A 14,152-nucleotide genomic window follows, 5' to 3' on the forward strand; every position below is an offset into this window, starting at 1 on the left:
ACAGGCCCAATGAACCAATAAACTAATGAACAATTGAACTAAAACATGAAACGCATTGAGGATTTTAAATCGATTATTGACCGTTATGATATCGTATTTTTTGATGCGTTTGGTGTTTTAAAAACCCACAGCGGGTTGCTGCCCGGTATTGAGCGGACATTTGAGTACCTGGCGGCGCAGGGCAAGGAGTATTACATTGTTACCAATGATGCATCTCGTAGTCCGGCGCAACTGGCGGAGTCATACCACAAAAAAGGTCTGCACTTTGTTGATGCAAACAGGATCATATCATCGGGCCAATTAACTAAAGAGTACCTTGAACTTAAGGTAGATGGTGGTTATGTAGCTTATTTGGGTACCGATGAATCGGCTCACTATATTGAGAGCGCCGGTTTAAAAACATTGCCTGTGCGAGATGTTGACCATACCAATATTGATAAGGTAAACGCGCTGGTGTTTATGGACGATGAAGGATTCGACTGGTTTCATGATATCAATAAAACCGTAAACCTTTTGCGTAAACGTACTATACCAGCCATTGTAGCCAATACCGATTATGCTTACCCCACATCAAAACATGATGTAAGCATTGCAATTGGTGGTATAGCGCAAATGATAGAGACCATCGTTGGTAAGAAATTTATCCGTTTTGGTAAGCCCGATTCGCAGATGTTTATGTTTGCGTATGACCTCATCCGCGACTATCGCCCTATCAGCAAAAAGCAGATTGTGATGGTGGGCGATACGCTGCAAACTGACATCATCGGCGGGAATAAATTTGGCTTGGATACGGTACTGGTACTATCAGGTAATACACTGCCGCAGGATGCCGAGAACCGCATACAGGCAACCGGTATTGTGCCAACCTATATATGCGAAAGTGCTGTTTTAGGCCCCGAGGCTTTGAACTTATAACCTATGAAAAAAATAATAACCGGCTGTTTGCTGATGCTGTGCTCAATTGCAGCTATGGCACAGCAAAAAACATTTACCAACCCGCTGCTTCCTTCGGGGGCAGACCCATGGGTGATCCATCAGGGTGGGTACTATTATTATACCAACTCCACCGGTAAAAACCTTACTATCTGGAAAACCAAAAACATGGCCGACCTCGGTACCGCCGAAAAGCATGTGGTATGGGAACCGCCTGCCGGTACCAAACACTCTAAAGAGCTTTGGGCGCCCGAACTGCATTACCTGCGCGGCAAATGGTATATGTATTTTGCCGCCGACGATGGCGATAATAATAACCACCGCATGTATGTGGTAGAAAATTCATCAGCCGATCCAACCAAAGGCACCTGGACTTTTAAAGGCCAGGTTGGTGATGCAACCGACAAATGGGCCATAGACGGATCGGTGTTTGAGCATAAAGGCCAGTTGTACATGATCTGGTCGGGCTGGGAAGGAGATTATAATGGACAACAGGATATATTCATCGCTAAAATGAAAAACCCATGGACGATAGAGGGTAAACGCTCAAAAATATCAGGGCCGCTGTTTGACTGGGAGAAGAACGGCGACTTGGGTAAAGACAGCAATCCGCAGCATGTAAACGTGAATGAGGGACCCGAGATATTGATACACGGTAATAAGCTATTCCTTATTTACTCGGCAAGTGGTTGTTGGACTGATTTTTATGCCTTAGGTATGCTTACGGCATCTGGCAACAGCAACCTTTTGGATCCGAAATCATGGAAGAAATCAGACAAGCCGGTGTTTCAGCGAAACGTTGAAAAAAGCGTTTACGCGCCGGGCCATAATTCTTTCTTTAAATCAGCTGATGGTAAAGAGGACTGGATTATCTATCACGCCAACTCAAAAGCAGGGCAGGGCTGTGGCGGTTTCCGCTCGCCACGTATGCAAAAGTTTACCTGGAATGCCGACGGTTCACCAAATTTTGGCGATCCGGTGGCCGAAGGCGTTGAATTAAAAGCGCCATCTGGCAATTAAAAACAGAAACAATATCAACCAAATATGATGATGAACACAATTAATAAAGCAACTTTGGCGGTGATGCTGGCAGCAAGCGTAACGTTTGCAGCCTGTAATCAATCAGCGCAAAAAACAACATCAACCATGACAGATAGTACCTCTACCCAAACTACACCAAAATTACCGGAAGCATCTGCTTTTGAGAAAACCATTAACGGTAAGCAAACGCATCTTTACATCCTTAAAAATAAAAACGGGGTTGAGGCAGCTGTTACCAACTATGGTGGCCGTATTGTGAGCCTGCTGGTACCTGATAAAGATGGCAAACTAACTGATGTGGTTTTAGGTTTTGAGAGTGTTGATGGCTTTATCAACTCAAAAGAGCCTTACTACGGTGCAACTATTGGCCGTTACGGTAACCGTATTGCTAAAGGTAAATTCAAGTTGGATGGCAAAGAATATACTTTGGCTACCAATAACGGTATTAATACTCTGCATGGTGGCCATCCGGGTTTCCAGGAAGTGGTGTGGGATGCTAAGCAAATTGATAGTGCTACTTTAGAGTTAAGCTACCTGGCTAAAGATATGGAAGGTGGTTTCCCAGGTAACTTAAATGTTAAAGTAACTTATCAGATAACTGACGATAACTCGATGAAAGTGAGCTACTCTGCTACTACTGATAAGAATACAGTTGTTAACTTAACTAACCACGCTTTCTTTAATTTGAACGGTGAAAGCAGCGGTACCATTTTAGATCACCTGGTACAAATAAATGCAGATAATTATACCCCTGTAGATAGAACACTGATCCCTACAGGTAAAATAGATGCGGTTGCAGGTACACCTTTTGACTTTACTAAACCAACCAAAATTGGCGAGCGTATCAACCAGGAGAACGAGCAATTGAAAGATGGCAAAGGTTACGACCATAACTTTGTGCTAAGCAAGCACGATATCAGCACACCAATAGCTACCGTTGTTGGCGACAAAAGCGGCATCAAAATGGAGATATTTACCGAGGAGCCTGCGCTGCAGTTCTACAGCGGTAACTTTATGCAATCGCAAAACGTGATGAAGAATGGTAAGAAAGATGAGTTCCGTACCTCATTTGCTATGGAGACTCAACACTATCCTGATTCTCCGAACCAGCCAACATTCCCGTCAACAGAGTTAAAACCAGGCCAGACTTATAAAACACAGTCTATCTATAAATTCTCTGTGGTTAAATAAAGGATTGTTCTGAAGACATATTTCATGTAGAGACGCGATACTTCGCGTCTCTTTTTGTTTTATCGCATTCCTTTTTTTACGACCTTGCCGAACGCTATGCTCTTAGACAACCACGGACGAAAAATTAGCTACCTGCGCCTTGCCGTTACCGACAAGTGCAACCTGCGCTGCTTTTATTGCATGCCGGAGCAGGGGCTGGATTGGTTGTCGCGTAAAAAGTTGATGAGCTATAATGAAATGCTGCGCATGTGCCGTGTAATGCTGAGCATGGGTATCGAAAAGATCCGCATTACAGGTGGCGAGCCATTTGTGCGCAAGGATATGATGCAACTGCTTACGGCAATATCCGGGCTGGATGGTTTGAAGGAGTTAACCATCACCACTAACGGTGTTTTAACCGCGCCATACATCGCTGATTTGAAAAAGATAGGCATACGCTCGATTAACTTGAGTTTAGATACCCTGGATGCCGGTCGCTTTTTCGCGATTACGCGTAGAGATGAGTTTTCGGCTGTATTGGATACACTTCAGGAATTGTTGAAGCAGGATTTTGATATGAAGATAAACACCGTGGTGATGGCCGGCAAAAACACGCAGGATATCATTCCGCTGGTTGAGTTGACAAAAGAATTGCCGGTAAGCGTAAGATTTATAGAGGAGATGCCGTTCAACGGCGACGGCCATCAGCATAGTGGCATTGCCTGGGACTACGTGAGGATATTTGACGAGATACGACAAGCCTATCCATCCATTCAAAAAATACCCGACCCGCAGTTTTCTACTGCTTATAACTATCAGATTCCCGGCCATCAAGGCAGCATTGGTATCATAGCTGCTTACTCGCGTACTTTTTGCGGTACGTGCAACCGTGTCCGCGTTACGCCAAATGGAATGCTGAAGAATTGTCTGTATGATGATGGTGTACTGAATATCAAAGACCTGATGCGTTTAGGCATGAGTGATGCCGAACTAACATCAACTTTAAAACGCGCCTTCAGCACCCGCGAAAAAGATGGCTGGCAAGCCGAACAAAAACGACTGGAAAACCCCGCCAGTGAATCAATGGCAACAATAGGGGGGTAAACAATATGATAGCCGTACAGGAAGCTGAAAATATTATCTTATCGCAGGTAACCAACTATGGCGAGGAACTGCTGCCTTTTGAACAGGCGTTGGGCAAAGTACTTGCCGAAGATATTATTACCGACCGCGATCTGCCACCCTTTAACCGTGCTACCGTAGATGGTATAGCGGTTTCCTATGTCGCAATTGTTAACGGATTAAACACTTTCCGTATAAAGGCCACGCAGGCAGCGGGGCAGGAGCCTGTTAGTATAGATGAGCCTGATGAATGTATCGAGATCATGACCGGCGCGGCTTTGCATGCGTCAGTAGATACGATGATCCGTTACGAGGATATTATAATAGCAGATGGGGTAGCGACTATAAACATCAATGATATTAAACGGGGTCAAAACATCCACCTTAAAGGAAAAGACAAACTGAATGGCGATGTAATTGCCAAAAGCGGCAGGATGATTAATGCAGCTGTTGTCAGTCTGGCTGCTTCGGTTGGGAAAACATCATTGTCGGTTAAAAGAGTACCAAAAATTGTGGTGATATCATCAGGCGATGAACTGGTTGATGCAGCCGACATTCCATCTGAATACGAATTACGCCGGTCTAATAATTATACCATTAAAGCCATCCTTAAAACCCAGGGCATTGATGCCGATATGATGCACATGCCGGATGATAAGGCTATTATTGATATCAAACTATTGGGTTGCCTGCAAACCTATGATGTGATATTGCTTACCGGCGGTATCTCTATGGGTAAGTATGACTATATACCGCAAGCGCTTGAAGATGCCGGAGTGACTAAACTCTTCCACAAAGTAGCACAACGCCCCGGCAAGCCGTTTTGGTTTGGCAGGCACGCAAATGGTAAGTTTGTTTTCGCATTCCCCGGTAACCCTGTATCGGTATTTATGTGTATGTACCGGTATTTCTTGCCCTGGTTAAATCAATCTCTTGGCTTACCAAAGGAGCTACCTGTTTATGCCCGCCTAAGTAATGACTTTACTTTTACGGTGCCACTTCAGTTTTTTCTGCAGGTAAAACTTAACTTTACCAATGATGGTATTTTAATGGCCACACCCATTGAAGGAAATGGTTCAGGAGACTTTGCCAATCTTGCAGATGCAGATGCGTTTATAGAGCTAACCGCAGAGCAAAGCAACTTCAAAGCCGGCGAAGTATTCCATGTATGGAAGTTTTAAAGAAATCAAATAATCCTATAATCAAATTAATCAGCGGTCAATGTTCACCCACTTAGATGATAGAGGCAATGCCACCATGGTTGATGTATCGGCCAAAGAGGTTACCCACCGTACAGCTATTGCGCAAAGTATTGTGGTTTTGCCCGATGAAGTATTACAACATCTGGTTAGCGGCGATCTGCAAACTAAAAAAGGTTCGGTTATTCAAACGGCCATCATCGCAGGTATAATGGCCGCAAAAAAAACCGGTGATCTGATACCGCTTTGCCATCCATTGGGAATGGAGAATTGTAAGGTGGATATCCGTTTCTCAGACGCAAACGAACTGGTTATTGAATGTACTGCCAATATCACTGCTAAAACAGGTGTGGAGATGGAAGCTTTGGTTGGCGCATCTGTAGCAGCCTTAACCGTTTACGATATGTGCAAATCTATGAGCCATGATATTGTGATAAGGGAAACCAAACTGATAGCAAAAACAGGGGGTAAGCGTGACTTCAAACGAGTTTAGAACCAGATTAAACGGCTTGGTGCTCGCCGGCGGTAAGAGTAACCGCATGGGCGAAGATAAGAGCCTTATTAACTGGCATGGTAAAGAGCAACGTTATCATATGGCTGATATGCTTGAAGAATTTTGCGATGAGGTGTTTATTTCCTGCAGAGATGATGAGCAACAGGATGGTGTGGATAAAGGATACAATACTCTGCGGGATACTTTTATAGGCTTAGGGCCCATGGGCGGGATACTCTCCGCCTTACGCGAACAACCTGATGCTGCCTGGCTGGTAGTAGCCTGCGATTTGCCACTGGTGGACAGAACTGTTATTCAAACGCTGACGGATAACCGTAATACAAATGCCATTGCTACAGCTTTTAAAAGCGATTACAAAGACTTGCCCGAGCCTGTTATAACTATCTATGAACCGGAAAGTTATGACATATTACTTCAATTTTTATCAGAAGGGATTACCTGCCCGCGTAAGGTTTTGATCAATAGTAATGTGCATTTGCTTACAAATCCCGGTAATGATGCTTTGGCCAACGCCAATACACCTGAAGAGGCAGAGCGGATCCGCGCTATTATTAAATCTAATATCAATGTATGATGCAGCCGGATTGGGAAAGATATAGCTGCCAGATGGCTTTGCCGGGCTTTGATGAAAAGGCCCAGCAAAGGTTGCAGGATGCCCGCATATTGATAGTGGGTGCCGGTGGTTTAGGTTGCCCGGTAGCCCAATATTTAACAGCAGCAGGTGTGGGGAATATCACTATTGCAGATGATGATGCGGTATCAGAAAGCAACCTGCACAGGCAAATTCTATACACGCCCGCCGATATTGGTTCGCTTAAATCTGTTGTGGCCTGCGAACGCTTGTCGCTTCAAAATCCACAGGTGAAATTATCTGCTATAACTAAAAGAATAACTTCCGGTAATGTTAGTCAATTAGTTAATAGTAATGATATTATAGTTGACTGTACCGATAATTTTGAAACACGATATCTACTAAATGATGCTGTAGTTATAGCTGCCAAACCTTTGGTTTACGGCGCTATTTATCAGTTTGAAGGACAGGTAGCAATATGGAATATTGTCAACGCTGATGGTAGCCGCTCTGCCAATTATCGCGACCTGTATCCACAGGTTGATGCCACGCAGATACCCAACTGTGCAACCGGCGGCGTTATCCCTACACTGGCAGGTATTATCGGTTGTATGCAGGCTAATGAGGTGATTAAGTACCTCACCCAAACACGCGAGTTGCTTGCCGGAAAGGTGCTTGTATTTGATGCGCAAACTATGCAAAGCAGGATCATCAAGCTTAACAACAATAATACAGTAATTACAAGTATTCAACCTACACAAGAGGTTGGCGTTATTGATGCCGAAATTGCCAAAGCAGGCATTGCCGATGGTTCTATGCAACTGGTGGACATCCGCACCGACCAGGAACATGATGAGTTTAACATAGGCGGCATGCACTTTGAACTGGATGAGCTGGCAGATAACCTCGACACATTTGACCCCCAAAAATCTTATGTGTTCTACTGTTCATCAGGCAAGCGCAGCGCCGAAGCGGTAAAGCTGATGCAGGAGAAATTGCCGCAGGTTAAAGTTTATTCGCTAAAAGGTGGGGTAAGTACGTGGTAGGATAACAAATTCCTGTCATTTCGAACGACAGTGAGAAATCTTGATATTAATGCTAAGCTGAACGTACAGAGTAACAGGATTTCTCCTCGCTGTCGCTCGTTCGAAATGACATAATGCTTTCTACGGCGTTGCACCAACCCAAACCTCACCATCCTCAAAGTATTCTTTTTTCCATATCGGCACGGTTTGTTTCAGCGTATCGATGATATAACGACAAGCAGAAAAAGCAGCATCGCGGTGGGCAGCGGCTACCGCTATAATAACAGGTATATCGCCAATTTGCAAAGTGCCCGTTCGGTGGTGAATGAGTACCTTTTCAACAGGGAATTGTTCAAATACTTGTTCGGTTATTTTATTCATTTCGCTTATAGCCATTGGTTTATAAGCTTCAAAGTCAAGTTTTACTACAGTTCTGCCTTTGGTTTGGTTACGTACGGTTCCGATGAAAACGTCAATACCCCCACAACCGGGCGATATTACCCAATCAACGCATGCCTGCACATTAAGTGGTTCGGTAAGTAGTTGGATGTTGGTTTTCATATCATCCGCCGCTAACTGGTGGTATCAGGGCAATTTCATCGCCGGTTTTAATGTGCATGTCATCACCGGCATACTCGTTATTTACAGCAAGCATATAACTGGCAAGTTTACTTAACCTTGGGTAGTTTTGCTCAAGAACGGCCTTTAATCGAGCGGCAGTAGTATCTCCAGGTATTTCAACCTCAACAGATGAAGCCCCAAAAATATCTTTGGCAATACCAAACGCCAGCACCGTAACCTTCATGCAGCAAACATAACAAATTAAAGGGTGAAGGGTGGAATGATAGGGCGCGCAATGATGAACGAATTTTAAAACTAATCTCTGATCTTTAGCCTCTGATCTCTAAAACGGCAACATTATTGTTGTAACAAGGCATGCCATAAAACGGCTCAAATTTTAATTTACTACCCAATTATGAAAATCTGCGTTAGTAACAACAGTTTGAAATATCACCTTACACCATCAGAAGTTGAAGCCTTTGCACACGATGGTTTGTACAAAGAGAAAGTGCAGTTTGGTGACGATAATTTAACCTACGTGATACAACGTACAGCGGAAACCAAAATATCCGTGTCTTTTAAAAATAATATCATTGCCCTGATAATCCCTGAGAAAATTGCCGATGAATGGACGGCAACTGATAAGGTCAGCTTTGAGGCTGTGCAGGATGATATGCATTTATCGGTTGAAAAAGATTTTGACAGCCCAGATGTGGTGAATGAAAACCATGCTACCAGCTTTATCAATCCAATGGTTGCCGAAAGCCAGGAGCAAGACAATTAAGGTTTTAGCCTTTGTATGCTTTTAGCAGATCATCAACGGAAATACCGTTAATGGTAAGGCCTGTGGTGTTACAATCGATGATATTTATCATGCTTAGATCGCAATTTGTAATTGTGCTGCCATGCAGGTCACAATTCTCAAATCTTAACGGTCTTTGTTCTGCATTGGGGTCGTAGTAGGGATGACCGGCAGGTGGTAGGCCTATATCATGGATGTAAGCGCCGCCTAACTGGGCGTATTTTATTTCCAGATCGCTGAGGTTGGCGTCCTCTATTACTATATTGATGGCGGCAACATCACGCATTCGTAACCCGTTGATACATGCGGTATTTATTTCTCCCTTTTCTATCACTGCTTTTGTAATGAGAAGCTGTTTGGTACTGTTGCTTATTTCTATACAATCCATAACGTTATAGTTTTAAAGCAAATGTAGGGTAAAGCAGTTTAAGAGAATGATGGTCGGCCGCGCCAAATTAAGGGTGTTTTCACGACATCATGACCTACTCGCCCCAGGCAGTGATCACAATAGTGCGGCTGCCGCCATGGTTGCGGTGTTCGCAAAGATAAATACCCTGCCAGGTACCTAACGCCAAACGGCCGTTACGGATAGGGATAGAGACTGAAGCGCCCAGCATAGCTGCTTTCAGATGTGCCGGCATATCGTCAGAGCCTTCATAGTCATGCAGGTAATCGGGGTCATTCTCGGGTACAGCCTTGTTAAAATACATCTCAAAATCCTGCCGAACGGTAGGGTCGGCGTTCTCATTGATGCAAAGCGAGGCCGAGGTATGCTGTATAAACACCTGTAACATGCCGGTTTTAAGCTCGCTTATCTGCGGCAGGGCGTTAATTACTTCGCGTGTAATGATATGGAAACCGCGCCTTACCTGCGGAAGATCTGTTATCTGTTGAAATATCTTCATGTACAATTATACAATTTAATGGCTTTATATGTTCGGCAGATACAGGCTACTACATTTGCGCTATTTTACCTGCCCAATAATGCTAATGAGGTATCAGCTACTTATTTTTAAGTTGTTAAACCTTATGCTATGAACCGTGTCCTCCTGCTTGCGCTTTTACTGCTATTTGCCGGTTTTAAGGCCGGTGCCCAAAACATCCGCCAATTATTAGATTCGGCACGGGCCAACAAACAAAAAGATTTCGGCAAAGTAATATCCTTTGCTACGCAGGCGTATAATGAGGCCAAACAAAGCAAGCAAACTAAACTTGAAGGCGAGGGAGCATTTCTGCGCGGCCTTGGCAATTATCTATCCGGTAAATATGATGAAAGTTTACGCTGGTATTTCCAGTCGGAAAATATTTATAGCAGCATTAAAGATACATCAGGCTTAGCCGAATTGTATTCTGATATGACCATCTTTTACCTGCGTACAAAAAAGTTTAAAGAGGCCAATGAGGTAAGCCAAAAAGCGGTACGGTTTGCTGATGTTATCCATGCAAAAAAGCTACTGCCGACCGCAGTAAACAACCGCGGACTAATGTTTCTGGATATGGAGAACGCAGATAGCGCGGCTACCTATTTTAAACGCAGCTACACGCTTTATAAAGCGGATAACGATAAAGTGGGAATGTCTTACGCGCTGGATTATCTCGCGTCGGCGTTATCGCTTAAAAATCAATATGAACCTGCATTGAAAGCGCTGGGCGAGGCTAAAGATCTAAGGGCCGGCGTAGGTGATAAGATAGGCGAGGTGCTGGCGGTAACCAACATAGGTGAGATTTACCTGAAACAGAATAAACTGAAAGAAGCCACAGGTAATTTTCTCGAAACGCTACAAGAAGCAAAATCTTTAAAATACAACGAGCTCGAATTGTATGCTTACGAGATATTAGGCCAAACCTACGCTGCGAGAGGCATGTTCAAAGATGCTTATGAATATCAAAAACAACACCTTGAGTTTAAGAACAAGGTGATGGATGCCAAGCACAGCAAAGATATTGAGGAACTACAAACCAAATACGAAACTAACAAGAAGGAGCAGGAGAACAAGCTGCTAACCGCCCGCTCGCGCGAACAGGAAGCCGAACTGAGCCGCAATCGTATTGGTATTTATGCCTTATTGGCTACCATAATTATTGCCGGTTTGGTATTGTACCTATTGTACAATCGTTACCGCACGCGCCAGCAGGCTAAGTTTAACGCCGCGATGTTAGAAGAGCAACGCCTGCGTGCCCAGGGTATTATGGATGCCGAAGAGAACGAGCGCCAGCGCCTTGCCCGCGAACTGCATGATGGTGTTGGCCAGTTACTGTGCACTGCACGCAGGCATGTAGAGATCAGTCAGGATAATTATAATATTACGGATGATAATGCTTTGCAGATGATAGATGACTCTATTGTTGAGGTGCGCAATCTATCGCACAGTATGATGCCGCCGTATTTGCTGAACAAAGATCTGCGCCAGGGTATAGAAGAATTTATTTGCCGTATTAATAGTAAAAAGCAACTCGAGATCCACACGGAGTGGGTGAATACTGAAAATCTCGATCTGGATAAAACCACCATGCTAATGCTATACCGAAGTATGCAGGAGATCATCGGCAATATATTTAAGCATGCCAAAGCCAGCAGTATCCATATCGAACTCATTAACCATGATACCGAGCTTACACTGATGATCATTGATGATGGTGTTGGATTTGATAAGGAGAAACTGATGAGAACCAGCAAGGGGCTCGGTTTGAAAAGCATCGAATCGCGGATTGCTTATGTTGGCGGGCACCTGGATATCGATACTCAGCCTGGTAAAGGTGTTACCTATGTTATTGAAGTGCCGTTGCAGCAAATAGAAGCAGTTGCCTGATAGTTTGTAACATTCCTGAAGCTGTATCATCTAAATGGTATGAAAACTAAAGAAACTTTTAACCTTAGCGGCAAGCACCTGGTTAACAAAATAAAAGAGCTAATTGAAGAAGGTAACATCACCCGCATTACCATAAACGATAAAGCAGGGAAGGAACTGATGAGTTTCCCGCTGTCTATTGGTGTGGTTGCAGCTGTTTTAGCACCTGTATTGGCTGCAGTTGGTGCTTTAGCGTTGTTTGTTGGCGAGTGTACTTTAACCGTTGAGCGCGAGGTAGAAGAGGTGGCGAGCGATAATAACGAGCAACCACTTTAAGCTACAGGCAGGATTACGGTAAAAGCCGAACCTTTGCCTTGTTGACTGGTTACGTTGATGCTGCCATTATTGGCTTCGGCAAATTCTTTACATAGCAACAGGCCAAGGCCGGTACCTTTCTCGTTACCGGTGCCACGGGTACTGATATTGCTGAGGTCAAATATCTCGTTGAGTTTCTCGGGCGCTATGCCTATCCCGCTATCTTTAACGGTAAGCGCAACCACATTATCATCATGCTTCTCGGCACTTACTACCACTTTGCTGTTATTTGCGCTAAATTTTACCGCATTTGAGAGCAGGTTACGGATAATGAACTCAAAATGATCCGGATCAGCAAAGATGTTGATATTGTCGCGAACGTTGTTTTCTATTGTTATACGCTTATTGCCGGCTACGCCCGCCAGGAAGATAGCAGCCTTATCAACAAAAGCCCTTGCATTAAATGCTGATGGGTTGATAGGGATACCCTTTATCTGTTTCTGTCCCCATCGTAGCAAGCTGTCCAGGGTCTCTAAAGAAACGGTAGTATTATCCTTTAACTGGTTCAACAATTCTTTACGTTGCTCAGGTTCCAGATCGTCATCATCAATAATTTCTAACAGGTTGATCACCGAAATGAAAGGCGAGCGCAGATCATGCCCCAGGATAGAGAAAATTTTATCCTTAGCAGTATTTGATTCCTGCAGTTCGGCGTTGGTGTTGTTGAGGAGATAATTGAGTTTACGTGTGCGGAAATAGAACCATATCAACACCATCAGTATCAAAAACACGGCTGCTATAATACCGTACGATATGCGCTGCTGCAGGTCGCGGCGATTATTCTCAAACCTAAGCTGCTGCTCGCGGATCTTTGACTGGTTGAGTTCATACGCATTTTGCAGGCTAACTATTTGCCGGCTCATCTTTTTGTAGAAAAACTCGTCGGCTATTTTGTATTGCTTATTGCGGGCTTTATAGGCTTCAGTATAATTCTTTTGCAGCTCGTGGATGTTGGCAATGGCGTTAAGCTCATCTACCTGTTCTTTATAGGCATTACGGCTTTCTGATAATTGTAAAGCCTGTTTCCAGTAGTCTAATGATTTGGCCGTGTTACGATTGCCGTAGGTAGTTGCCAGCCCGGTAAGTGTTTGTATCTGCCTTATATAGTTGTTTATTTTACGGGCTTTTTCCAACGCTTCTTTTTGTAGTTTGATAGAGGTTGTAGTATCCCCGCCTTTGGCGTAAACTGATGCCAGTGTATTAGTGAGAGTGATATTAAGGCCTTGATATTTAGGCACCTCACTTAGTTTTATCCCTTTAAGCAAATATGGTTTGGCTTCTTCAAGCTTACCCGTTTCGCGGTAGGAGATGGCTATATCATTGAACAGGTTGAGCGACAGGTTAGAGAAAGGGATCTGGTCATTCAGTTTTTCAGCTACACGATAATACTCCAGCGCACGATCGTGTTTCTTTTGACCGGCATAAGCTTCACCAAGGGTGATGTATGCTTCCATCTGGCCAAGCTTGTCGCCATTTTTCTGACTTAACTCTAATGCGGAGAGAAAGTAACCTGTTGAACGGTCATATTGGCCTTTGCGTAATTCAACCACACCGAGGCGAATGTTTTCGGTAGCCATACCTTTGGTATTATGGATGGCCTCGTAAAGATCAAGCGCCTGCAGGTATTTTTTGCGCGAGCTTTCAAAATCGCCCACATTATCATCTATCATGCCTAACTGATTAAGCATGGTGGCCTCACCCTGTTTGTTTTTTGTGCTGCGTGCCAGCTGCAAACCTATGTTGGCAAAAAAAGTGGCCGAGTCGGGCTTATCATAACGGTAACGCGAAACCAGTTTGTTGTAATATTCAATAGTATCGGCGCCTGTTGGCGCATCAATTTTTAGAGCAACCGCCTTACCATCACTTGCTAAAAAAGCAAAGCAGGTAATTAATACGCAATAAACAGAGATACGCACGGCAATATTCACAATACTATCCTGATAAGAGGAACATCAACAAGGGGCATCAAAGCTACTAAAAATACCTGTGATAGCGTTATTTAGAATGAAAATAGGTTGAATTATAGTTAAGCAAATAACTTAATACAGCA

General features: G+C 43.9%; 16 protein-coding genes. 11 read left to right on the top strand and 5 right to left on the bottom strand.

What is annotated here, in order from left to right; translation table 11 throughout:
• The first annotated feature begins 45 nt into the window (after positions 1 to 45).
• The 8 genes from D0C36_RS00585 (at position 46) to D0C36_RS00620 (ending at position 7,596) form a co-directional block, all read left to right on the top strand.
• Positions 46 to 915: an HAD-IIA family hydrolase gene (locus tag D0C36_RS00585; RefSeq protein WP_117389657.1), complete on the top strand. Its 870-nt coding sequence runs from the start codon at positions 46 to 48 to the stop codon at positions 913 to 915.
• Between the two features lie 3 nt (positions 916 to 918).
• Complete coding sequence (locus D0C36_RS00590) at positions 919 to 1,953, top strand: glycoside hydrolase family 43 protein (protein WP_117389658.1); 1,035 nt, start codon at positions 919 to 921, stop codon at positions 1,951 to 1,953.
• A gap of 24 nt (positions 1,954 to 1,977) precedes the next feature.
• The gene (locus tag D0C36_RS00595) at positions 1,978 to 3,165 is read left to right on the top strand and encodes an aldose epimerase family protein (RefSeq protein WP_317126745.1); all 1,188 of its coding nucleotides are present in this window, start codon (positions 1,978 to 1,980) and stop codon (positions 3,163 to 3,165) included.
• A gap of 96 nt (positions 3,166 to 3,261) precedes the next feature.
• Complete coding sequence (gene moaA, locus D0C36_RS00600; protein ID WP_117389659.1) at positions 3,262 to 4,248, top strand: GTP 3',8-cyclase MoaA; 987 nt, start codon at positions 3,262 to 3,264, stop codon at positions 4,246 to 4,248.
• A 5-nt stretch (positions 4,249 to 4,253) separates the two neighbouring features.
• Positions 4,254 to 5,447 carry a molybdopterin molybdotransferase MoeA gene (locus D0C36_RS00605; RefSeq protein WP_117389660.1) on the top strand — a complete coding sequence of 398 codons (1,194 nt, stop codon included), beginning with the start codon at positions 4,254 to 4,256 and terminating at the stop codon, positions 5,445 to 5,447.
• Between the two features lie 40 nt (positions 5,448 to 5,487).
• Positions 5,488 to 5,958 carry a cyclic pyranopterin monophosphate synthase MoaC gene (gene moaC, locus D0C36_RS00610; RefSeq protein ID WP_117389661.1) on the top strand — a complete coding sequence of 157 codons (471 nt, stop codon included), beginning with the start codon at positions 5,488 to 5,490 and terminating at the stop codon, positions 5,956 to 5,958.
• A gap of 19 nt (positions 5,959 to 5,977) precedes the next feature.
• The gene (locus D0C36_RS00615) at positions 5,978 to 6,553 is read left to right on the top strand and encodes an NTP transferase domain-containing protein (RefSeq protein WP_262512193.1); all 576 of its coding nucleotides are present in this window, start codon (positions 5,978 to 5,980) and stop codon (positions 6,551 to 6,553) included.
• Entirely contained in the window at positions 6,550 to 7,596 is a 1,047-nt protein-coding gene (locus tag D0C36_RS00620) for a HesA/MoeB/ThiF family protein (protein WP_199501943.1), read from the top strand. Before D0C36_RS00615 ends, D0C36_RS00620 begins: the two co-directional genes overlap by 4 nt.
• Positions 7,597 to 7,716: 120 nt before the next feature.
• Here D0C36_RS00620 and D0C36_RS00625 read toward each other — a convergent pair whose 3' ends face one another.
• A complete protein-coding gene (locus D0C36_RS00625; RefSeq protein WP_117389662.1) occupies positions 7,717 to 8,136 on the bottom strand; it encodes a molybdenum cofactor biosynthesis protein MoaE in 420 nt (139 codons plus the stop codon).
• A gap of 1 nt (position 8,137) precedes the next feature.
• A complete protein-coding gene (locus D0C36_RS00630; protein ID WP_117389663.1) occupies positions 8,138 to 8,380 on the bottom strand; it encodes a MoaD/ThiS family protein in 243 nt (80 codons plus the stop codon).
• A 171-nt stretch (positions 8,381 to 8,551) separates the two neighbouring features.
• Between D0C36_RS00630 and D0C36_RS00635 the strand changes: the two genes are divergently transcribed.
• Positions 8,552 to 8,920, top strand: coding sequence for a DUF7009 family protein (locus D0C36_RS00635; RefSeq protein ID WP_117389664.1), 369 nt, complete (start codon positions 8,552 to 8,554; stop codon positions 8,918 to 8,920).
• A 4-nt stretch (positions 8,921 to 8,924) separates the two neighbouring features.
• On the opposite strand, the gene D0C36_RS00640 is transcribed toward D0C36_RS00635, so the two are convergent.
• Both D0C36_RS00640 and D0C36_RS00645 read right to left on the bottom strand, forming a co-directional pair.
• Positions 8,925 to 9,326: a hypothetical protein gene (locus tag D0C36_RS00640; RefSeq protein ID WP_117389665.1), complete on the bottom strand. Its 402-nt coding sequence runs from the start codon at positions 9,324 to 9,326 to the stop codon at positions 8,925 to 8,927.
• Positions 9,327 to 9,420: 94 nt separating this feature from the next.
• Entirely contained in the window at positions 9,421 to 9,843 is a 423-nt protein-coding gene (locus tag D0C36_RS00645) for a secondary thiamine-phosphate synthase enzyme YjbQ (protein ID WP_117389666.1), read from the bottom strand.
• Between the two features lie 129 nt (positions 9,844 to 9,972).
• On the opposite strand from D0C36_RS00645, the gene D0C36_RS00650 reads away from it, so the two are divergent.
• Positions 9,973 to 11,748: a tetratricopeptide repeat-containing sensor histidine kinase gene (locus tag D0C36_RS00650; protein ID WP_117389667.1), complete on the top strand. Its 1,776-nt coding sequence runs from the start codon at positions 9,973 to 9,975 to the stop codon at positions 11,746 to 11,748.
• Between the two features lie 39 nt (positions 11,749 to 11,787).
• Positions 11,788 to 12,063, top strand: a complete 276-nt coding sequence (locus D0C36_RS00655) for a DUF4342 domain-containing protein (protein ID WP_117389668.1) — start codon at positions 11,788 to 11,790, stop codon at positions 12,061 to 12,063.
• On the opposite strand, the gene D0C36_RS00660 is transcribed toward D0C36_RS00655, so the two are convergent.
• Positions 12,060 to 14,030 carry an ATP-binding protein gene (locus D0C36_RS00660; RefSeq protein ID WP_117389669.1) on the bottom strand — a complete coding sequence of 657 codons (1,971 nt, stop codon included), beginning with the start codon at positions 14,028 to 14,030 and terminating at the stop codon, positions 12,060 to 12,062. The genes D0C36_RS00655 and D0C36_RS00660 overlap by 4 nt on opposite strands.
• Positions 14,031 to 14,152 lie beyond the last annotated feature (122 nt).

This window comes from Mucilaginibacter conchicola, from assembly GCF_003432115.1.
Classification (GTDB): Bacteria; Bacteroidota; Bacteroidia; order Sphingobacteriales; family Sphingobacteriaceae; genus Mucilaginibacter; species Mucilaginibacter conchicola.